Source organism: Streptomyces sp. NPDC046759 (assembly GCF_040645475.1).
Lineage (GTDB): Bacteria > Actinomycetota > Actinomycetes > Streptomycetales > Streptomycetaceae > Streptomyces.
In genome coordinates this window covers 14,920-34,900 of record NZ_JBEYYJ010000041.1, presented here as the reverse complement: position 1 = coordinate 34,900, position 19,981 = coordinate 14,920, and the positions used below count along the sequence as shown (strand labels likewise).

Annotated in this window: 15 protein-coding genes and 3 pseudogenes; 7 read left to right on the top strand and 11 right to left on the bottom strand. The window is 73.6% G+C overall.

Annotation, left to right across the window (positions count from 1 at the left end):
* Positions 1-53 precede the first annotated feature (53 nt).
* Both ABZ919_RS37310 and selA read right to left on the bottom strand, forming a co-directional pair.
* Positions 54-1,748, bottom strand: a pseudogene (locus ABZ919_RS37310) (GTP-binding protein); the annotation flags it as partial.
* Complete coding sequence (selA, locus tag ABZ919_RS37305) at positions 1,748-3,178, bottom strand: L-seryl-tRNA(Sec) selenium transferase (protein WP_361257351.1); 1,431 nt, start codon at positions 3,176-3,178, stop codon at positions 1,748-1,750. The gene selA and the pseudogene ABZ919_RS37310, both read right to left, overlap by 1 nt.
* A 129-nt stretch (positions 3,179-3,307) precedes the next feature.
* On the opposite strand from selA, the gene ABZ919_RS37300 reads away from it, so the two are divergent.
* The gene (locus ABZ919_RS37300; RefSeq protein WP_361257348.1) at positions 3,308-3,694 is read left to right on the top strand and encodes a hypothetical protein; all 387 of its coding nucleotides are present in this window, start codon (positions 3,308-3,310) and stop codon (positions 3,692-3,694) included.
* Between the two features lie 9 nt (positions 3,695-3,703).
* On the opposite strand, the gene ABZ919_RS37295 is transcribed toward ABZ919_RS37300, so the two are convergent.
* The 3 genes from ABZ919_RS37295 to ABZ919_RS37285 form a co-directional block, all read right to left on the bottom strand.
* Positions 3,704-4,735 carry an MASE1 domain-containing protein gene (locus ABZ919_RS37295; protein WP_361257345.1) on the bottom strand — a complete coding sequence of 344 codons (1,032 nt, stop codon included), beginning with the start codon at positions 4,733-4,735 and terminating at the stop codon, positions 3,704-3,706.
* Between the two features lie 193 nt (positions 4,736-4,928).
* Complete coding sequence (locus ABZ919_RS37290; RefSeq protein WP_361257342.1) at positions 4,929-5,804, bottom strand: PP2C family protein-serine/threonine phosphatase; 876 nt, start codon at positions 5,802-5,804, stop codon at positions 4,929-4,931.
* Between the two features lie 122 nt (positions 5,805-5,926).
* Positions 5,927-6,247, bottom strand: coding sequence for a hypothetical protein (locus ABZ919_RS37285; protein ID WP_361257339.1), 321 nt, complete (start codon positions 6,245-6,247; stop codon positions 5,927-5,929).
* 328 nt (positions 6,248-6,575) lie between these two features.
* Between ABZ919_RS37285 and ABZ919_RS37280 the strand changes: the two are divergent.
* Positions 6,576-6,641: pseudogene (locus ABZ919_RS37280) on the top strand (alcohol dehydrogenase); the annotation flags it as partial.
* A gap of 644 nt (positions 6,642-7,285) precedes the next feature.
* On the opposite strand, the gene ABZ919_RS37275 reads toward ABZ919_RS37280, so the two are convergent.
* A complete protein-coding gene (locus tag ABZ919_RS37275; protein WP_361257336.1) occupies positions 7,286-8,494 on the bottom strand; it encodes a hypothetical protein in 1,209 nt (402 codons plus the stop codon).
* 184 nt (positions 8,495-8,678) lie between these two features.
* On the opposite strand from ABZ919_RS37275, the gene ABZ919_RS37270 reads away from it, so the two are divergent.
* Complete coding sequence (locus tag ABZ919_RS37270; protein ID WP_361257333.1) at positions 8,679-10,124, top strand: glyceraldehyde-3-phosphate dehydrogenase; 1,446 nt, start codon at positions 8,679-8,681, stop codon at positions 10,122-10,124.
* Between the two features lie 70 nt (positions 10,125-10,194).
* Here ABZ919_RS37270 and ABZ919_RS37265 read toward each other — a convergent pair whose 3' ends face one another.
* The 3 genes and pseudogenes from ABZ919_RS37265 to ABZ919_RS37255 all read right to left on the bottom strand — a co-directional run bounded on the left by ABZ919_RS37265 (position 10,195) and on the right by ABZ919_RS37255 (position 14,445).
* Positions 10,195-12,168 carry a collagenase gene (locus ABZ919_RS37265; RefSeq protein ID WP_361257330.1) on the bottom strand — a complete coding sequence of 658 codons (1,974 nt, stop codon included), beginning with the start codon at positions 12,166-12,168 and terminating at the stop codon, positions 10,195-10,197.
* Between the two features lie 192 nt (positions 12,169-12,360).
* A complete protein-coding gene (locus ABZ919_RS37260; RefSeq protein ID WP_361257327.1) occupies positions 12,361-13,314 on the bottom strand; it encodes a LysR family transcriptional regulator in 954 nt (317 codons plus the stop codon).
* A gap of 235 nt (positions 13,315-13,549) precedes the next feature.
* A pseudogene (locus tag ABZ919_RS37255) lies at positions 13,550-14,445 on the bottom strand (NAD(P)-binding domain-containing protein).
* Between the two features lie 67 nt (positions 14,446-14,512).
* On the opposite strand from ABZ919_RS37255, the gene ABZ919_RS37250 reads away from it, so the two are divergent.
* The 3 genes from ABZ919_RS37250 (at position 14,513) to ABZ919_RS37240 (ending at position 16,936) form a co-directional block, all read left to right on the top strand.
* Positions 14,513-14,863, top strand: coding sequence for a helix-turn-helix domain-containing protein (locus ABZ919_RS37250; RefSeq protein ID WP_361257324.1), 351 nt, complete (start codon positions 14,513-14,515; stop codon positions 14,861-14,863).
* A gap of 189 nt (positions 14,864-15,052) precedes the next feature.
* Positions 15,053-15,622 carry a WHG domain-containing protein gene (locus ABZ919_RS37245; protein WP_361257322.1) on the top strand — a complete coding sequence of 190 codons (570 nt, stop codon included), beginning with the start codon at positions 15,053-15,055 and terminating at the stop codon, positions 15,620-15,622.
* A gap of 147 nt (positions 15,623-15,769) precedes the next feature.
* Positions 15,770-16,936: a GDSL-type esterase/lipase family protein gene (locus ABZ919_RS37240; protein WP_361257319.1), complete on the top strand. Its 1,167-nt coding sequence runs from the start codon at positions 15,770-15,772 to the stop codon at positions 16,934-16,936.
* A gap of 66 nt (positions 16,937-17,002) precedes the next feature.
* Here ABZ919_RS37240 and ABZ919_RS37235 read toward each other — a convergent pair whose 3' ends face one another.
* Both ABZ919_RS37235 and ABZ919_RS37230 read right to left on the bottom strand, forming a co-directional pair.
* Complete coding sequence (locus tag ABZ919_RS37235; protein ID WP_361257316.1) at positions 17,003-17,698, bottom strand: class F sortase; 696 nt, start codon at positions 17,696-17,698, stop codon at positions 17,003-17,005.
* Between the two features lie 188 nt (positions 17,699-17,886).
* On the bottom strand, positions 17,887-18,681 hold the full coding sequence (locus ABZ919_RS37230) for a hypothetical protein (RefSeq protein ID WP_361257313.1): 795 nt from the start codon (positions 18,679-18,681) through the stop codon (positions 17,887-17,889).
* Between the two features lie 388 nt (positions 18,682-19,069).
* Between ABZ919_RS37230 and ABZ919_RS37225 the strand changes: the two genes are divergently transcribed.
* Positions 19,070-19,948, top strand: a complete 879-nt coding sequence (locus ABZ919_RS37225) for a hypothetical protein (protein WP_361257310.1) — start codon at positions 19,070-19,072, stop codon at positions 19,946-19,948.
* The last annotated feature ends 33 nt before the right edge of the window (positions 19,949-19,981 follow it).

Sequence of the window (19,981 nt, the reverse complement as noted above, 5' to 3'; positions counted from 1 at the left end):
TGGTCGTCGACGCGTTCCGTGTGGCCCCGGGCGTCCAGGAACTCCAGCAGCGGTACGGCCACGCGGCGGGTGGTGTCCAGCGCGCGCCGGGCCTCGCTGAGTGTGAACGGCTGGGGCAGGGCGCGCAGCACGGCGGCGGCCTCGGCGTCGGCGCCGGGCAGCAGGACGATTCCGTCGGCGATCCGCAGAAGGGCTCCGGCCGTGACGGCGGCGGCGAGCGCCTTGCGGTCCAGGCCCAGTTCGGCGAGCCGGCCGGCCTCGGGGGCACGGAACGGCGCGCTGGCCAGGTCCCGGTGTACGGCGTCCACGGCAGCGCAAACGCGCGGGGGCAGAGCGGGGAGCGCGCCGTCCGAACGGTACAACCGGCCCTGTTCGCCCCGGAGTTCGGGCGCCGCCCGGGTCAGGGCGTCGACGAGGGCGCGGTCCGGCAGTCCGAGCAGCCGGCGGGCCGCCTCCGCGGGCAGGCCCGGCTCCAGCGGGTGTGCCTCGGCGTGCCGCTCGACCTCGTCGATCAGCCGGTCCTTCAGCGAGGCCCAGTGGCCGTCGTCCACGAGCCAGTCCCCGGCGACGGGGGCGACGGGCGCGGGGATCCCCATCGCCACCAGGTCGGCGCGCCGGATCAGCTTGCGGCGGCGCAGTTCGGCGGCGCCGTCGGGGCAGCCGGTCAGCGCGGCGAGTTCGGCGGCGCGGGCCCGGCCGGCGCCGCGCCGGGTCAGCCTGGGCGGTCGTACGTCGAGAACGGTGACCCCGCAGGGCACGCGGCCGCCGCCCGGTTCGCGCAGCACCGCGCGGTCGCCGGCCCGCAGGGGCAGGCCGCGGGCGAGCGAGAGCCGGGCGGTGTCCTCGCCGAGCGGACGGACGCGCACGGGTACGGCGGCGGTCCCGATGTGCAGGGTGACCGAGCGGGGCAGGTCGGCGGCAGGTTCGCCGGTGACCCGGACGTCGAGTACCGTGCTGCTCAGCCAGCGGTCCGGGGTCAGCAGCACCTGTCCACGGCGCAGGCCGTCGTCGCCCCGGCCGTGCACGTTGACCGCCACGCGGGCGACCCCGCTGACCGCCGTCCGCTCCTCGTGCAGGGTCTGCAGCCCGCGTACCCGGAGCACGGCGGAACCGTCCGCGGTGACCAGGCGGTCGCCGACGCGCAGGGTGCCGGCGGCGAGGGTGCCGGTCACCACGGTGCCGTGGCCGCGCACGCTGAACGCCCGGTCGAGCCACAGCCGGACGTCGGCGCCGGGGTCGGGCTCCGTCAACTCCCCGGCAAGCCGCACCAGTTCGGTGCGCAACTCGTCGAGCCCCGCACCGGTGAGCGCGCTCACCGGGACCGCGGGCACCTTGCCGAGTGAGGTCCGGGCCAGCCGCTCGACGGCGTCGGCACGTACGGGTTCGGGGTCGGCGAGGTCGCTGCGGGTCACCGCGAGGACGGCGTGCCGGACGCCGAGCGCGTCGAGTACGGCCAGGTGCTCCTCGGACTGGGGCTGCCAGCCCTGATCGGCGGCGACCACGAACAGCACGGCGGGCACCGGACCGACACCGGCCAGCATGGTCGGCACGAAGCGTTCGTGGCCGGGCACGTCGACGAAGGCCAGATGGTCGCCGTCGGGACCGAGCCGCGTCCACACGAAACCCAGGTCGAGGGTGAGTCCCCGGCGGCGCTCCTCCTCGTAGCGGTCGGGCTCCATGCCGGTGAGGGCCCGCACCAGGGCGGACTTGCCGTGGTCGACATGGCCTGCGGTGGCGAGGACCCGCATCACGCCCGCCCTTGCGGCCCGGCGGCCAGCACGGCATCGGCCAGCCGCCCGTCGTCCTCCTCGGGCACCGCGCGCAGGTCCAGCAGACAGCGGCCCGCTTCCAGCCGGCCGACGACGGGCACGGGACCGGTGCGCAGGGCGACGGCGTACCGCTCGGGCAGCGAGAGCGCCGCGCTGGGCAGGGTGACCCCGGGGGCGCCTCCGCCGCCGACCGTGGCGGCGCACTCCACCGCCTCCACGTCGATCCCGGCGGCGGCGAGAGTGCCGGCCAGCCGGTCGGCGCGGGCCCGGAGGGCCGCCGGGTCGGCGGTGAGGGCGAGGGCGGTCGGGGTGGGCGGCCCGGTCAGCGTGGCCTCCAGGGCGGCCAGGGTCAGCTTGTCGACGCGCAGGGCGCGGGCCAGCGGGTGCCGGGCGAGGCCGCGGACCAGGTCCCGGTCGCCGAGCAGCAGTCCGCACTGGGGCCCGCCGAGGAGTTTGTCACCGCTCGCGGTGACCAGGGCGGCGCCCGCACGGAGCTGGGTGTCGGCGTCGGGTTCCTCGGGCAGCGCCGGATGCGGCGCGAGCAGTCCGGAGCCGATGTCGACGACGACCGGGACGCCGAGGCCCGTGAGTTCGGCGGTCTCGGCGGACCGGGTGAAGCCGGTGATACGGAAGTTGGACGGATGCACCTTGAGCACGAATCCGGTCTCGGGCCCGAGCACGGCGGCGTAGTCCGCGGCGGTCGTGCGGTTGGTCGTGCCGACCTCGCGGAGCCGGGCGCCGGTCGACACGAGCAGGTCGGGCAGGCGGAAGCCGTCGCCGATCTCCACCATCTCGCCCCGGCTGACGACGATCTCCCGGCCGGAGGCGAGGGCGGTGGCGGCGAGCAGCAGCGCGGCGGCGCCGTTGTTGACGACGTGCGCGTCCCCCGCGGAGGGCACGCGCTCGCGCAGGGCGGCCAGGGCGGAGCGGCCTCGGCGGGCGCGTACGCCGGTCACCAGGTCCAGTTCGACGTCCGTGGGTCCGGCGGCCTCCTGGACGGCCTGCCGGGCGGCGGCCGAGAGCGGGGCCCGGCCGAGGTTGGTGTGCAGCAGCACCCCGGTGGCGTTGAGCACCGGGCGCAGGCCGCTCGCGGTGCCGGGCAGCAGGGCGAGGACCGTCTCCGGCACCTGCTCGGGCGGGATGCGCCCCTGGCGGGCCTGCTCCTGCGCCTCGCGTACGGCGGCCTTCACCACGCCGGCGCCGAGCCGGTGCACCGCCGCGGACAGCCGGGGGTCGCTCAGCAGGCGGTCGGTACGCGGGATGCGGCGGCGTACGTCGGCGGCGTCCGGCGGCCGCACGGTGTGCTCCGGCGGGCGTACGGCCGTGCCGTCGTGCCGTTCCGGGGCCGCGGGCCCGGACCCGGCAGCCCCGGTCCGCTGGTCCGCCGCGCTCGCCGACCGCTGCTCCATGCCGCGCCTGTCCTCCGGTCCGCCCGTGCCCGCCCGGGCTCCGCCCATCGTCTCCCAGTGCCCCGGACCGGCCGATCGACACGCCGGGAGGGTGTTGGCGCCGGGCACCGCCCGGGTACCCGGCGCCGCATGAGCGACGAGGACCGCACACACGACAACGACCATCTGCACGACGACGGCCGCGCCCGCACGGGCGAGAACGCGACCGACGCCGAGCGGGCCGCACGCCGGCAGCGCGAGGCGGACCGCGAGCGCGCCTGCACCGAGCCGTTCGACTACCCGTACCCCGAGCGCCGCGCGGGAGTCCGGGCCCGCCGTCATGTGAGCGAGGCCGAGGCCGCCGCGGACATGCCGCCGGGCATTCCGGGGGGCTACGGCACGACCGGCGGCAGCCGGTCCGGTGCGACCGGCGCCGCGCATCCGCCGGCCCCCACGCCCCGGGACGTCAGGTCCCGTAAGGGGTCGTCCGAGCCGGGCAGTGACGACGAAGGGCCGGTGAACCGGTCCGGCCGGTGACGCGGGACGTCACGGCGGCCCGGTCGGTCCGGGCCGGCCGTCCGCGCCGTCGGCGCGCTCGGTGTCCTGGCGCGCCCGGGGCGGCGGGGCTTCGCCCGCGGTGAGGTGTTCCAGGACCTCCACCAGTTCCTGGCAGGCCTGTTCGACCGAGCGCCGGGTGTGGCGCTGCTCGGTGATCAGGGCGGACAGCAGGAGCGCGGTCAGGGCCATCGCGCCGTTGAACGCCTGGAGCTTGGCCATGATCTCGATCCGGCTCAGGCCCGCGAAGGCCCCGACGGCGTCCGTCGCGGCGACGGCGGCGAGCACGGACATCAGCAGCGCGCACAGCACGCTGCCGACGAGCTGGAAACGCACGGCGGCCCAGATGAGCAGCGGATAGACGAGGAAGAGCAGGCTGATCGAGCTGTAGACGGCCAACGGCACGAGACAGCAGGCGACGACGGTCAGCGCCGTCGCCTCCTTCCAGCGGGCCAGGGACGGCGGCCAGCGCGCGCGGTGCAGCAACAGCAGCAGCGGGGTGACGAGCAGCACGCCCATGGCGTCGCCCACCCACCAGGCCAGCCAGACGGGCCAGAAGTTGTGCAGGTCCAGCTTGTCCATGAGGACGAGAAGGCCGATCCCGACCGTGGAGCTGATGAGCATGGCGGTCAGCGCGCCCAGGAACACGAGGGCGACGCCGTCCCGCAGCCGGCCGAGATCGGTGCGGAAGCCTGCCCGGCGCAGCAGGAGCACCGCGCACACCGGTGCGGCCGTCTGGCCGGCCAGGGTGCCGAGCACGTCGAAGCGGAGGCTGGTCACGGACAGCACCGCGAAGAGGGCTCCGATGGTGATGCCGGGCCAGCAGCCCAGGCCGAGGATCAGCAGGGCGGCGAGGGCCACGCCGGTCGGCGGCCAGATGGGGGTGACGACCGCTCCCTCGACGGACAGTTCACGCAGGAGTCCCAGCCGGGCCGCGCCGTAGTAGCAGGCCGCGACGGCCAGTACCTGGACGGCGTAGCCGCCCGGCCGGCGCAGATCGTCGATACCCACCACAGCAGCCATCTCACACCGACGGCCCCGGCTCGGCGAGGCGAGAGCCGCCGGGGTCCGGCCCTATGGCTGAATCCGGTACCGCAGGCGCGACGACCGGTCCGCCCCCGGCCGGGACTCCTCCCCCGGTCCGCCGTCGCGGCGGCGGCAGGCTGATCCCGCCGGGCGGGATCCGGGCCGGTTCCGGCGGGGGCCGGGGAGCGCCTCACGGCTGGATGAGGCTCGTTCCCGTGCCTCCGGCCGGGCCGGTCACGGGATGGCCGGCGGGGCCGTCCAGGCCGACGACGAGGACGGCCGCGTCGTCCTCGTGCCCCACGCTCTCGGCGCCCTTGATCACGGCGGCGGCCAGCGCGCGGGCCTCCACGGCGGCAACGGCGGCGATGCCGGCGAGGCGCACCACCTGCTCCAGGCCGTCCTCGATGTTCAGCGAGGGACCCTCCACCACGCCGTCGGTGACCAGGACGAACACACCGCCCGTCGCGAGCCGGTGCGTGGTCACCGGGTACTCCATGCCCTTGTCGATGCCGAGCGGCGGGCCTCCCTCGTCGTCGACGACGCCGGACTTGCCGTCCGCGGTGGCCCACACGAACGGGATGTGGCCGGCGCGTGCGCTCTCCAGCACTCCCGCGGCCGGGTCGACGCGTATGAAGGTGCAGGTGGCGAACAGGTCGCTGCCCAGCGACAGCAGCAGGTCGTTGGTCCGGGCGAGGAGCTCGCCCGGCTCCCCGGTCACGGAGGCGAGGGCACGCAGCCCGGCCCGTACCTGGCCCATGAAGGCGGCGGCCTCGATGTTGTGACCCTGGACGTCTCCGATGGACAGCCCGATCCGGCCGTCGGGCAGGGCGAACGCGTCGTACCAGTCACCGCCCACGTTGAGACCGAGGTTGGCCGGTGTGTACCGGACGGCCAGGTGCAGACCGGGCGCGCTGGGCAGGTCCCGGGGCAGCATGCCCCGCTGCAGGGCGATGGCCAGCTCGACCTGGGTGCGTTGCAGCTCCGCACGCTCCCGTGCCTGAGCGGTGAGCGAGCCGAGTCTGCTGAGCAGCTCATCGCCTTCGTCCGGGGAGCGCTTGCGGGGCATCGATCACTTCCGGCGCGGCGGTGGCCCACGACGACCGGCCGCCTGAAATTTCGGCAAACGCCTAGATTTTACCCGTACCGGATGATCTCGCCCTCTGGGACGGTCCTCTCCACGGCTCCCGGTCACCGCACCTCGGAGTCGATCCCGGTGATCACGGCGGGTCCCAGTGCCGCGCTCCGCTCGTCCAGTCCCGCGTCCCGGAGGGCGGAGCCGGCGAGCCGGCGAGCCTCCTCCTCGGCATGCGGGCCGGTGTCCGCCTCGACGGTCAGACGGAGGGTGAAGGTGCTGTCCTCGTTGACGCTGAGCGCGTCCAGACCCTCGGTGCTGCCCATCCGGGTGCTGTGCGGATCGGCGGGCCTGAGCGCCCTGGCCAGGCGGTCATGGGTGTCCGCCCCGATGTCCGCGGTGAAGGTGCCGGGAACACTGATCACGTACGTCGTCATGACGATCCTTTCCTCGGGCGTTCCCCCGCCTACCCCGATTCACGGCCTTCGCACAGCGCCGTTCCGCCGTCCGGGGAGGACATCGACCGGAAAGCGGGGCCGGCGCGCTGCCGGCACGCGGGGGCGCGGCCCTGGCCGAGGCCGGTGTCCTGGCCGTGGGGCGCACGGCGGCGACCGCCGTGGCCGTGCCGGACGCCGAGGTCCGGGCCGCCTCCGTCGCGCCCGGTGGCGCCACGCGCGCGTGTGAGGCGGGCGCGCCCTCCGGTGGCACGCCGCGTCGGCTGCCGGACCGGCGCCCGGCGTTCCGGGTGGCGACCCTGCCGTCCGCGCCGGGTGGCGGCCCGGCGACCGGGTCACCGTGCCGTTCGTCTGCGCCTGCGGCACCTGCCCCGCTGGTCGCGACCGCCCGGTCGGTGCGGGACGGCACGAGCGGCCCCGACGACCCCGGCCACAGGGATTCGAACGGAACCGCGGGCGCTGCGCCGGCCCCGGGTGCTGGTGACGCCGGGCCTCGCCGCGCTGGTCGACAGTGCAGCCTTCTTCCGCGGGTTCATCTGTCTCGCGCCACGGGCCACGGATGTGACCGGGCTCGGTGCCGGGCGCCGGGCGCGCCGGCGCTGTCCGGCGCCGACGCGCTCGCCGGGGTGACATGGGCGGGCCGCTTCCGGACCGGCGGCCCCCGCCGGTTCCGGCCGGTCCCGGCGGCGTGCGGGGCCGCGCTGCGCACCGGCCGGCCGGGGCCGGCCACCGGGAACGCCGTGGCCACCTTGCTGCCGAGGCTGGTGCGGGGCCCTCGGTCCTCGACCTACGGGTGTCCGTCTGACGCTGATCACGCGGGTGCTGCAGGAGGGACGGACGCGCCGTCCCGCGCGGGCGTGTTCGCGAATCGGCGCCGAGCGCCGGCACCCCCTCGCTCCGGTCCGGGGCGGCACCGCGCTCACCGGTCACGAGCATGCGGTGCTCCGCGCGTCCGGCGCCCCGGGTCTGGTCCGTGCCGTCGGTCCGCAGCGGCCGCCCGCGTCCGGACCGGGCGTGGGCTCACAGCGGGGAGTGGGCCACCGCCGTCACATACGCGCCGAACAGCAGGGACACGGCGGTGAGACCGCCGAAGACGACCACGGCGTGGGCCGGCCGGATCCGCCAGGTTCTGGTCAGTGCCCGGGCCATCGGGATCAGGAGCGGGAAGGCGGGCAGCAGGAACCGGGGCTTGGAGGAGAAGGACCCCGAGCCGCCGACCACGAGCAGGATCAGGACCCCGGCGAAGACCACCAGGGGCAGCGGGGCGCGCTCCAGGCACAGCAGCGCGAACAGCAGCACCCCGGCCGCCACGATCACCAGGGCCATCGGGTAGACGGCGCCGCCGCCGTGCAGCAACAGGGCCTTCAGGAAGCGCGCCGAGCCGAGGCCGAAGTCGAAGCGGGAGTCCCAGGCGCTCTGCACCTTGAAGTAACCGCCGAGCAAGTCTCCCGTCCGGCCGCCCACCCACAGCACGTAGCCGAGCCAGCCCAGCGGAGCGAGCACGGCACCGCCCCACAGGCTCACCGGGACCCGGCCGCGCCGGCGCAGCGCCTCGTAGCCGGCGGTGAGGGAGACGGCCACGGCGATCGCGAAACCGCTGGGCCGGGACAGACCCGCGAGCGCGGCGAGCGCACCGGCCCACAGCCAGCGGCCCCTGAGCACGCAGTAAAGGGACCAGACCGCGAGCGCGGCGAACAGGGACTCGGTGTAGGCGATGGTGAGTTCGACGGAGTGCGGCATGACGGCCCACAGGGCGACCAGTGCGGTGGCGACCCCGCGTCCGTAGAGGTGGTGGCCGATGGCGTACACGCCGTACGCGGCCACGCCCGCGGCGATCCAGGCGATGATCAGCGCGGCCTGGCCGGGGGTGAACGGCAGGACGGTGGTCAGCGCCCTGATGAGCCCGGGGTACAGGGGAAAGAAGGCCCAGTCGGACTGGACGGCGCCCTGCGGGGTGATCCAGATCTTGTGGCCGTAGCCCTCGGCGGCGATGTGCAGATACCAGCGCGAGTCCCAGGAGTGGGCCAGGCTCTTGACGAGCGGATGGCCCCGGACGCCGTTCGCGAGGATCACCACGAGGACCCCGGCGAGCCGCACGGCCGCGAACAGGGCGAGGGCCGGCAGGGCACCCTCGGGGATCCCGCGCCGGGTGATCCACGGCAGGACCGGGGGGCGGACGGGGCGGGACGGGGCGGCCGCATCGGGCCGCGGGACGGAATGGGTGCTCACTCTCTTGACCTTGGGCACGCCAGGTAAGACGGGCAATCCGCGACTCGGGTTTCTTACGCACTTCCACCCTGATTCAGGAATCAGTCAAGGAATGCGTGCAAATCCCTTACTCTGCCACCCCCGGAAGGACCACTTGAGAGGTGTGGTTACCATATGAGCGCTGCCTAGCTCGAAAGATGGATCTGTGACTGTCAACGACGACTCGTTCACCAACTGGAAGATCCGCGAGGAGATCGCGGAGTCGATGATCCCGCTCATCGGGAAGCTGCACCGCGAGCGGGACGTGACCGTCCTGCTGCACAGCCGTTCCTTGGTGAACAGGTCGGTGGTCAGCATCCTGAAGACGCACCGCTTCGCCCGGCAGATCGCGGGCGCGGAGCTGTCGGTCACCGAGACCATGCCCTTCCTGCAGGCCCTGACCGCCCTCGACCTCGGGCCCTCCCAGATCGACCTCGGCATGCTCGCCACGATGTACAAGGCCGACGAGCGTGGCCTGAGCGTGCAGGAGTTCACCGCCGAGGCCGTCGCCGGTGCCACCGGCGCCAACAAGATCGACCGGCGTGAGCCGCGCGACGTCGTGCTGTACGGCTTCGGCCGCATCGGCCGGCTCGTCGCCCGCCTGCTGATCGAGAAGGCCGGTTCCGGCAACGGCCTGCGCCTGCGCGCCATCGTCGTGCGCGGCGGCGGCGCCCAGGACATCGTCAAGCGCGCCTCGCTGCTGCGCCGCGACTCCATCCACGGCCAGTTCCAGGGCACGATCACCGTCGACGAGGAAACCAGCACCATCGTCGCCAACGGCAACGCGATCAAGGTGATCTACGCCGACGACCCGTCGGCCGTGGACTACACGGAGTACGGCATCCGGGACGCCATCCTCATCGACAACACCGGCAAGTGGCGCGACCGCGAGGGGCTGTCCGAGCACCTGCGCCCCGGCATCGAGAAGGTGGTTCTCACCGCGCCGGGCAAGGGCGACGTCCCGAACATCGTGCACGGCGTCAACCACGACACCATCAAGCCGGACGAGCAGATCCTGTCCTGCGCCTCCTGCACCACCAACGCGATCGTCCCGCCGCTGAAGGCGATGGACGACGAGTACGGCGTGCTGCGCGGCCACGTGGAGACCGTCCACTCGTTCACCAACGACCAGAACCTGCTGGACAACTACCACAAGTCCGAGCGCCGTGGCCGCTCCGCGCCGCTCAACATGGTGATCACCGAGACCGGTGCCGCCTCCGCCGTGGCCAAGGCGCTGCCGGACCTGAAGGCGAAGATCAGCGGCAGCTCGATCCGCGTCCCGGTGCCGGACGTTTCCATCGCGATCCTCAACTTGCAGCTGGCCCGCGAGACCACCCGCGAGGAGGTCCACGACTACCTGCGCGAGGTGTCGCTGACCTCGCCGCTCAAGCGCCAGATCGACTTCATCACGGCGCCCGACGCGGTCTCCAGCGACTTCATCGGCTCGCGTCACGCCTCCATCGTGGATGCCGGCGCCCTCAAGGTCGACGGCGACAACGCGATCCTCTACCTCTGGTACGACAACGAGTTCGGCTACTCCTGCCAGGTCGTCCGCGTCGTCCAGCACGTGTCGGGCGTGGAGTACCCGACGTACCCGGCGACGGCCGTCTGACGGGTTTCGGCGCGAAGGCTGCGGCCGCCGACCGGGGTTCCGGTCGGCGGCCGCCGTGCTGGGCGCGTGGTCAGGCCTTCGCCGGCCTGGTGCAGGCGCCCGCGGCACACGCGGTGAGCCACTGGTCGAAGCCGGCGTCGTAGCGGGTGCCGATGCCGTCGTGGTAGACGGCGTATCCGCCGGCGTAGTCACCGACGCGGAAGCGGGCGAGCATGCGCTGGAGGTCGTCGGGGTGGTTCTCGGCCATGTAGCGCACGGCGAGGTAGCCCCACGGGTAGGTGCGGGTCACGTCACTGTTGTCGTAGGTGTTCTCGAACAGGGTGCTCAGCTTGTAGGTGTGCTTGCCGGCCTCCTGGGTCGCCTGGTCGTCGGCGAGGCCGCGGTAGCTGTAGGAGACGTACTCGGCCACCCCTTCGATCCACCACACGTCGGGCACGGTCGTCTCCTGGGCGAAGTCGCCCTTCATGTCGTCGCGGCCGTCGAGGAAGTGCGTGTACTCGTGGTTGAGGTTCCAGATCCGGGCCGGGAACCCGTCGTCCGCGGGCTTCTGGTACATGATCGACGTGACGTGGTTGGCAGGGTCGGACGGGGTGCCGTCCAGCGTCATGCCGCCGTTGTCGGTGTCGATGCCGTAGATCGGGCCGCCGTAGGTCTGGTAGTCGGTGCGGCTGGTGAAGACCACGAGCTGGATGGTGGACACGTACTGTCCGGGTATCGCGCCGTCGGCCTTGACCACGCCACGGAAGTAGGTGCTCTGGGCCAGCACGCTGGCGCAGGCGGCGTCCAGGTCGGCCGGGGTGAGTGACTGGGCGAGGATGGTGACGTCGCCGTCGCAGTGCCGGCTGACCGGCAGGACGGCCCTGGTCAGCTTGGCGGGCAGGTCGCAGACGTCGTAGTAGGCGCAGTCGGCGCTGTCGTAGGCGTTGGCCTGCGTGGCCACGGCGACCCAGAGCCCGGCCGTGGGGCCGGTCATCGCGGTCCGGTCCAGCAGGTCCTTCGTCAACGGGCGGACCGTCTCCTGGAGTTCGGGGTGTTCGACGTAACGGGCGAGGTTCATCCCGGCGTTGGAGTCCAGGAAGGCCAGGTCGGTGCCGAGCTGGTCGGTGTTGGCGAGCGCGAAGTCGTACAGGGTGTCGATGATGCGCGGGTCGGCCCCGACCGCCTGGACGTAGGCGGGGTTCCAGTTGCCGCGCCACAGCGGCGTGTAGACGTCGTTGACGGCCCTGACCATGCTGTCGACGGAGTCGTAGGAGCTGTCGTAGTCGTCGAGCAGCCGTCGGTAGACGGACAGATAGCGGCCCTGCTGGTCGGCGCTGTCGGTGAGGATGACGGTCTCGCCGAGGATGTCGCCGTTCGCCGCCGTCACGTCACGCGAGTGGGACCGGGCGAAGAAGGTGTCCAGTCCGGCCGTGACGGCCGTGGTGAGGCGGGTGGTGTACGAGCCGACGTCGCCGGGGTGGTTGAACTGCACGTAGTAGCCGGCCCGCAGGAAGAGGACCAGTTGCTCCAGGCTGCCGGAGTTGTCGCCGCGGTACTGCCGGGCCGTGCCGGTGAACGCGGCCGCCACGCTGAGCATCTGGGACTGCCGGAAGACGTCGTGCGCGTCCTTGCCGGTCACCGCGAAGAGGGTGTTGACGCAGTCCGTGGACGAGGCCTTGACGAAGGACACTAGGGCGGAGCCGGTACGGCTGCCGAAATCTGCCGGAGTGCAGGAGGCCGCCTTCGCCGTCCGTCGGGGCGGGGCGGCCGACAGGGGCTGGAGGGGCGGGAGTTGGGCCGGGCTGAGCCGCCGGGCCTGGCTCGCGGGATGCTCGGTGACGGCGGTGGTGGCACCGGCCGGTGACGGCTCGGGGGCGTGCTGCCGGGGCGTGCCGGCGGCATCGGTGTGCGGCTGTTGCGGGGCCGCGAGCGCCGGTGCGGACAGCAGTCCGGCCACGGTGACGCAGACGGCCGCGACGGCGGCCGTACGTCCGGCCGTGCGTCCGGCCGTGCGGGGGTGCCGGTGGCCGGGCATGCGTCTGGGCAGCGCGAAGCGATAGCGCATCGGGATTCCTCCACGAAGGGATGCGCCTCGGTGGGGTGTTGAGGCGTGTGAGGCACTGTCTCAGCGGGTCTCCTACCCCAACAATGCCGTGTGACATAGCACATGCCACTGGCTGCTCATAACATCGCTGCGGGCCCTTGACGTTCCACGGGTGGCCGCGGCACCGCACGGCGGCCGCGTGATGCGGGGCGGCTACGCTCCGGTGACGCTCCAGGTGCGCGACGCCCAGGCTCGCAGGTGGGGGGCCTGCGCGACGAGGTCGCCGTAGGCGGCCGTGGCGGACTGCGCCAGCGCCTCCACGACCTCGTCGGTGACGGTGTCGGGCCGCCAGGCCAGCACATAACGGCACCACAGGGGGGCGCCGACCAGAGGCTTGATCACCACGTGCGGGATGGGCCGCAGCGTCGGCTGCACGAGGGACACCCCGAGGCCGTCGGCGATCATGCTCTGGAGCTGGGCCTGGTCGCCGAGGAACTCGTGGACGGTGACCGGGGTGAACCCGGCGGCCGCGCAGGCGTCGTAGAACACCCCGGGCCAGCCGGCGCCGTCGTCCGGCGTCACGAACCAGGCGTCTTCGGCCAGGTCGGCGAGCTGGACCTGTGCGCTCTGCCGCAGCCGGTGCCGGGCGGGCAGGGCGACGAACGTCGGCTCGGTGACGATCCCGCGGTGCCGAACCGTGCCCGAGTGGCGCAGCTCCATGCCCGGGTAGTCGGCGGCGATGGCCGCGTCCACGGCGCCCTCCTCCAGCAGCTCCACGATCCGCGAGGACGCGTAGACGCTGGTGACCGCGAGGGACACCTCCGGCAGTCGGGTGCGGACGCGGGAGACCGTGCCGGAGAGCATGGGCGAGTTGGTCGCCGCCACGCGCAGGGTACGGCGGGCCCGCGCGGTCGGCCGGCGGTGCCCGATGGCGTCGGCGCGGGCCAGGACGTCGCGGGCCTGCTCGACGACCTCGGCGCCGTAGCGGGTCGGCCGCACGCCGCTCGTGCCGCGCTCGAACAGCGGCTCCCCCAGGTGGCGTTCGATGCGCCTCAGCTGGGTGCTCACGGCGGGCTGCGAGTAGCCGAGCTGTACGGCGGCGCGGCCCACGCTGCCAGCGTCGGCGATCGCGCACAGCACCCGCAGGTGCCGCAGCTCCAGCTCCATCGCTCCACTCCTCGTCTCCGTCCGCGGCCGGTTGCCGCGCAGGCATCCGCCTTCGCTGGAAATCCGGTGCTCACAGCCCTCCCCGGCCCTGGCCGGGACCGGCGGACCGAAGCGTCGCACCGTGCCGCGTCCGGCACAAGTCGCAGGTCCGCCGACCTGCAGGCACCGGCCGCCGGACGCACCGGCGCCCCTCGCCCCCTCCGCGGCCCGCACGACCCGGCCGTACCGGTCCGCCTCAGCGGCGGCCCAGCACCTCCGCCACCCGGATGAACCCGTCCGTGCCGTGGCCGAGGCCGATGGTGCGGCGGGCCATGCCCTCCACGGCGCGCATCACGCCCGCGTCGATGCCGTGGGCCTCGGAGACGGCGACGACATGGGCCATGGTCGAGGCGGCGGAGGTGAGCGGGTTGATCGCCCCGGAGTACGTGCCGTCGTCGGCGTCCTGTGCGAACCCGGCGAAGAGCGGCGGCAGGATCGCGCCGATGCCCTGGGCGAAGGGGGCCACAGTTCGCCGGCGGTGACGCCCTCGGCGCGGGCGAGCGCCACGGCGTGCGCGTAGCCCGCCATCGCCGTCCAGAAGAGGTCGAGCAGCGCGAGGTCGAAGGTCGCGGCGCGCCCGATCTCCTCGCCCAGGTGGGTGTGTGCGCCGCCCAGTGCCTCCAGGACGGGCCGGTGCTCCTCGTACAGGGCGCGCGGGCCGCTGTGCAGGAAGACGGCTTCGGGTGTTCCGACGGTGGGGGCCGGGGTCATGACCGCGCCGTCCAGGTAGCGGATGCCGTGGCCGGCCGCCCAGTCCGCCGTCCGACGGGCTCGGCCTGGGGTGTCTGCGGTCAGGTTCACGACGGTACGGCCCTTGAGCGCCCGGGTGACGGGCTCCGGCCGCAGCAGGGCGTCGACCGCGTCGTAGTTCGTCACGCAGACCACGGTCGTGTCAGCGGCGGCCACGGCTTCCGCGGCCGACCCGGCGCCGGCCGCCCCCCGCTCGATCAGCTCCCGGTCCTTGCCGGGTGTGCGGTTCCAGACCGTGGTCCGCAGGCCCGCCTTCAGGAACGCGCCGGCCAGCGAGCGGCCCATCGGGCCGAGCCCGAGCACGGTCACGGTCACGGCGGGAAGATCGGTGGACGTGGACATGTTGCAACTCCCGTATGTGCGAAGGAATGTGGCCGAAGGGCCTGAAGGGCTTCGGAAGAGGACACCGATGACACGCAGCCGCGCCCAGGACCCGAACGTCTGCGGAGTGACCGCCGCGATCGCCGTGATCGACGGCAAGTGGAAGACGTCCCTGCTGTGGCTGCTGGAGTCCGGCCCGCACCGGCCCGCGGAACTGCGGCGCCGGCTACCCGGGTTGAGCGAGAAGGTGCTGACTCAGGCGCTGCGCGAGATGGAGGAGGACGGACTGGTGCACCGCGAGGTGTACGACGTGCTGCCGCCGAAGACCGTGTACACGCTGACCAGCTTCGGCCGCGACCTGTCCACCGCGCTCGGCCCCGTCTCGGACTGGGGCCATCGCCGCCTGGAGCGGCTCCGCGCCGACGGGGCCGCCTCCTGACGCGCTGCCGCAATCACCTCCTCTCGCACCTTCGGTCCAGCCCCTCGGCTCGTGAAACAGCCTCTCCCGGCCGGGTGGCGGCTGCCCAGTACGCACAAAAAGGTGGGTACAGCGGCCCCTGCCGATCCATGATTTGCCTATAGGCTTTAGGAAGCTCCATAATCTCCTATGGCAGAAGGGAGCGGGCTGATGGTTCGTGCCGGTCTTACCACCGAGCGCCTCGTCCGTGCGGGCGCGGAGCTGGCCGACGAGGTCGGCTTCGACCAGGTGACCCTGTCGGCGCTGGCCCGGCGGTTCGACGTCAAGGTCGCGAGCCTGTACTCACACCTGAAGAACTCCCAGGACCTCAGGACCGGGATCGCGCTGCTGGCGCTGGAGGAACTGGCCGACCGCGCCGCCGACGCTCTCGCCGGACGGGCCGGCCGGGACGCCCTCGTCGCGTTCGCCGACGTGTACCGTGACTACGCCCAGGAACACCCCGGCCGCTATGCGGCGACCCGCCATCCCCTGGACCCGGAGGCGGCGGCCGCGAGCGCGGGCGGTCGGCATGCTCAGATGACCCGGGCGATCCTGCGCGGATACGACCTGCCCGAGCCCGACCAGACCCACGCGGTCCGGCTCCTCGGCAGCGTCTTCCACGGCTACGTCAGCCTGGAGGCGGCCGGCGGCTTCAGCCACAGCTCCCCCGACTCCCAGGAGTCCTGGAGCCGGATCCTGGACGCCCTCGACTCCCTGCTCCGCGACTGGCCCGCCGGCTGACCGCTCACGCCCGCCAGCCCCGACCTCCAGTTCCGGCCTCTTCCCCTCCCGGCCCCGGCCCTTTCCTCTCCCGGCCCCTTCCTGTCGCGGCCTGTTCCTCCCACGACCACTTCTTCTCACGACCTCCTCGAAACGCAGGCCGACACCATGCACATCACCCCGCTCACCCCCGAACTCGTGCGCGGCGCCCTCGATTTCGAACGCACCGCCCACGGGCTGCTGCCGCACCGGCTGCCCGCCCGCGCCCGCGCGCAGTGCAACGATCCCCAGCTGGCGATGGCGGAGTCCCAGCCCTCGGGCGTACGGCTGGTCTTCCGCACCCGTGCCACCACGGTCGAGCTGGACACACTGCCGACCAAGCGGGTCTTCGTCGGCGCCCCGCCCCGGCCGGACGGCCTGTACGACCTGCTCGTCGACGGACGTCCGGCCGGCAGCGGCAGCGTGGCGGGCGGCAGCACGCTCACGATCGACATGGCCGCCGGCACCGCGGAGCACCGGTCCGGCCCGGTCGGCACCGTGCGCTTCACCGGGCTGCCCGACGCGGTCAAGGTCGTGGAGATCTGGCTGCCGCACAACGAGACGACCGAACTCGTGGCCCTGCGCACCGACGCGCCCGTGGAAGCCGTGTCGGACCGGGGCGGCAAGGTGTGGCTGCACCACGGCAGTTCCATCAGTCACGGCACGGACGCCGCGAGCCCGAGCACCACCTGGCCGGCGCTCGCCGCGTCCCTCGGTGGTGTGGAACTGATCAACCTGGGACTCGGTGGCAGCGCTCTGCTCGATCCGTTCACCGCCCGGGCGCTGCGCGACACCCCCGCCGACCTGATCAGCGTCAAGCTCGGCATCAACCTGGTCAACACCGATCTGATGCGGTTGCGCGCGTTCGGTCCCGCCGTCCACGGCTTCCTCGACACCATCCGCGACGGTCACCCGGACACCCCGCTGCTCGTGGTGTCACCCATCCTGTGCCCCATCCACGAAGACACGCCGGGCCCCACGCTCCCGGACTTCTCCGCGCTGAGCGAGGGACGACTTCGGTTCCGGGCCGCCGGGGACCCGGCCGAGAAGGCGAGCGGGAAACTCACCCTGGGAGTCGTCCGCGAGGAACTGGCCCGGATCGTGCGCGAGCGCGCGGCCGAGGACCCGCGGCTGCACCACCTCGACGGCCGTGACCTCTACGGCGAGGCCGACTTCGGCGAGCTGCCCCTGCCCGACGGTCTGCACCCGGACACCGCCGCGCACCGCCGGATCGGTGAGCGGTTCGCCGCGCTGGCGTTCGCACCGGGCGGCCGCTTCGGCGACGGTGGCGCCTGACCCGTCCCGGCCCGGCTCGCACCGGGTGGGCGGAGACGGGCTCGCACCAGGTGGGCGAAGACCGGCTCACACCAGGTGGGCGAAGACCACGAGGTTTTCGGTGTAGTCCTTCGCCGTGTGGTCGTACGCCCCCGCACAGGTGATCAGCCGGGCCTCGGGACGTTCGGCGTCGGCGTAGACCCGCTTGCTGGGGAAGTCGTCCTTGTCGAAGGTCTCGGCGTCGTCCACGACGAAGCGGGCCGTACGTCCGTCGGCGCGCTCCACGCTGAAGTGGTCGCCGCGCCGCAGCTCGCCGAGGTTGGCGAAGACGGCCGCGGACGTCTTCGTGTCGACGTGCCCGGCAATGATCGCGGTGCCCTTCTCGCCGGGGGCGGCGCCCTTGGCGTACCAGCCGACCAGGTTCGTGTCGCCGGCTGGTGGCGGCTTCAGCTGACCCGAGGCCCCGATGGTCAGGGTGGTGAAGGGCGCGTTGACGGCGATCTTCGGAATGCGCAGCCGGACCGGCGTCGACCTGGGCAGCGATGTGCCGGCCTCCGGCTGCTCCTCTTCCGGCAGCAGGGGATCCACCGGGGTGACGGCGCTCGCTCCCGCCGCGCGGGACGCCCGCGGTGTCTTGTCGTCCGAGGTGTGGTGACCGCCGAGCATGCTGACGGCGAGGAGGAAGACGGCCACCCCCCACAGCGTCAGCCGCCCGCCGCGGCCGGAACTCCTCCCGTCCGCCTGGGGTTCCGCGGGGGTCGGGGCGGAGGGTTCTGCTGCCATCGGACACCACCTCACTCAGGCACGGCAGCACGGGGATCAGGACAAGGGCGCCGGGGCATGTGGCCTCGCGCGGGGAGGGACGTCAAGGAGACGCAGCAGGGACGCGGGGAGGAGCCCGCTACGGATGCGGGCCGCCGACGCCGTGGACGCGTCGGCGGTGGCCGCAGCCTCTCGAAGGGGTCGTCGGGTCAGGCCGCGGGCCGGCCGGCCTTCCTGCGGCGCAGCAGGTACATACCGCCGGCGCCCACGGCCAGCACCGCCAGACCACCTGCGGTGACACCCGGAGTGGCGAGACCGCCGCCGCCGGTGTGCATGCCGCCGTGCGGCCTTTCGTGGCCGCCGCGCCCCTCGTGGTCACCGCCGCCGTCATGGCCGCCGTCACCACCGCCGTCCCAGCCGCCACCCTCCCGGTCGTTGCCGCGGTCGGACCCGCCGTCCTCACGACCGGGGCCCCCGTCGTCACCGCGGACCGCGGCGAGCGCACCGCCACCGGCGTGGACGCCACCGCGCGGCGAGCCGTGCCCACGCCCGTGGCCGTCGCCACCGCCGTCGTCGCCACCGCGGCCGTTGTCCTCGCCGCGGCCCTCGTCGCCACCGCGGCCGTTGTCCTCGCCGCGGCCGTCGTCCCCACCGCGGCCGTTGTCCTCGCCGCGGCCGTTGTCGTCATCGTTGCCTCGGTCGTCGCCGCGGTCGTCGGCGCGCACGGCGGCGAGCGCTCCGCCACCCGCGTGGATTCCGCCGCGCGGTCCGTCGTGTCCGCGGCCGTTGTCGTTGCCGTCACCGTGATCATTGTCGTGGCCGCGATCCGACTCGTTGTCGCGGCCGTGGTCGTCGCCGGAGCCACCGTCGTGGTCCCGGCTGTAGGAGGAGTCGTCGCGGCCGCCGTTGTCACCCGCGGGAGCGGCGAACGCGGCACTGGGCGCAGCGAAGGCGAGAGCGGCGGTGGTTGCCGCCGTGGCCAGAAGCATGCGGGCAGAACGCATAGCGATGTCCTTCCGCCGTGGCCGGGCAGCGGATACCTCATCAGCTGGATGGACCCGGCCTCGACATGAACCACCGTCAGTGAGGGCGCGGTCTCCCACCATCCGGGCCGCCCAGCCGGGTCATCGCGCCACCCGTCTGTCCCAGTGATCGCGCTCCGCGTGCCCCTCGTTCGGGGCAATCACCCGGCGCATCAGCACCTCCCCGTGCGCCGTCTCGGGGTACGGACCGGACCCCCGGCAGGCCTCGGCTCCTGGCGGACCCCGCCCCCGCCCCGGCCGCTCCCGGCCGGACAAGGGCTCCGCATCGCCCGTCCTCTTGTTATGACCACGGTCATAACGCACTCTGGTGCCGACGGCACGCAGCAGGTCGACACGGTGGGAGGAAGCGGTGGCGAACGCACGGGCGCGGGCCCTGTGGGAGCGGTACGAGCCGGTGCACGATCTGGTGTACTTCGCACCGGAGGCCCGCCGTGCGACGGACGCGCTCGGAATGCGGGGATTCTGGATGGGGTACTTCGCGCTGCGCGCCGCACCGCTCGGCGCGGTCTCCCCGTCCGTCGTGACCAGCTGTTTCTACGTCTTCCACCCCGCGCGGGTGGCCCGGGCCCTGCCCGACGCCTGGGCCTGCGCGAGCCCCGCCGAGGTGCTGGCGGCGCGTCAGGACGCCCTGGACGAGGCGATGACCGGACTGTTCGGACCGGACGTCGTGGGCTCGGCGGAGTTCGCCGAGGCCGCCGACCTCGCCTGGGCCGCGGCCGAGGCTGCGGACACCACCGGCCGGGTGCTGGCCGCCGCCAACCAGGCGCTGGAGCGCCCGGACCGCCCCACGGCGCGGCTGTGGCAGGGCCTGACGACCCTGCGCGAGCACCGTGGTGACTCGCATGTCGCGGTGCTGGTGGCTCAGGGTCTGGGACCGGTCGAGGCCATGGTGCTCAAGGCGGCGGCCGGTGAGTCCGACGGGGGGATGCTCCGGGAGACCCGCAGGTGGGGACAGGCGGACTGGGAGGCGGCCGGGGCGCGGCTGCGCGCGCGTGACCTGCTCGCGGCCGACGGGTCGCTCACCGCTCTCGGCGCGTCCGTGCGCGCGGAGGTGGAAGCGCTGACGGACGCGGCCGCCGAAGGCCCCTGGACGGCTCTCGGCGCCGAACGCACGACACGCCTGGCCGCTCTGCTGAAGCCACTGGCCCGCGGCGTCGAGGACTCGGGTCTGCTGCCGCCGGGCAATCCGGTGGGGCTCACGCGAGGGGCGTACGGCGCGGGAGGCTGACCCAGGCCCGGTCGAGCCCATCGGGAGCTGCAC

Coding starts and splice junctions, on each gene's coding strand:
- ABZ919_RS37260 (WP_361257327.1), bottom strand. CDS start 13,314: ATGGAGCTGGAGCTGCGGCACCTGCGGGTGCTGTGCGCGATCGCCGAC.
- ABZ919_RS37265 (WP_361257330.1), bottom strand. CDS start 12,168: ATGCGCTATCGCTTCGCGCTGCCCAGACGCATGCCCGGCCACCGGCAC.
- ABZ919_RS37240 (WP_361257319.1), top strand. CDS start 15,770: ATGCACATCACCCCGCTCACCCCCGAACTCGTGCGCGGCGCCCTCGAT.
- ABZ919_RS37230 (WP_361257313.1), bottom strand. CDS start 18,681: ATGCGTTCTGCCCGCATGCTTCTGGCCACGGCGGCAACCACCGCCGCT.
- ABZ919_RS37300 (WP_361257348.1), top strand. CDS start 3,308: ATGAGCGACGAGGACCGCACACACGACAACGACCATCTGCACGACGAC.
- ABZ919_RS37290 (WP_361257342.1), bottom strand. CDS start 5,804: ATGCCCCGCAAGCGCTCCCCGGACGAAGGCGATGAGCTGCTCAGCAGA.
- selA (WP_361257351.1), bottom strand. CDS start 3,178: ATGGAGCAGCGGTCGGCGAGCGCGGCGGACCAGCGGACCGGGGCTGCC.
- ABZ919_RS37250 (WP_361257324.1), top strand. CDS start 14,513: ATGACACGCAGCCGCGCCCAGGACCCGAACGTCTGCGGAGTGACCGCC.
- ABZ919_RS37235 (WP_361257316.1), bottom strand. CDS start 17,698: ATGGCAGCAGAACCCTCCGCCCCGACCCCCGCGGAACCCCAGGCGGAC.
- ABZ919_RS37245 (WP_361257322.1), top strand. CDS start 15,053: ATGGTTCGTGCCGGTCTTACCACCGAGCGCCTCGTCCGTGCGGGCGCG.
- ABZ919_RS37295 (WP_361257345.1), bottom strand. CDS start 4,735: ATGGCTGCTGTGGTGGGTATCGACGATCTGCGCCGGCCGGGCGGCTAC.
- ABZ919_RS37285 (WP_361257339.1), bottom strand. CDS start 6,247: ATGACGACGTACGTGATCAGTGTTCCCGGCACCTTCACCGCGGACATC.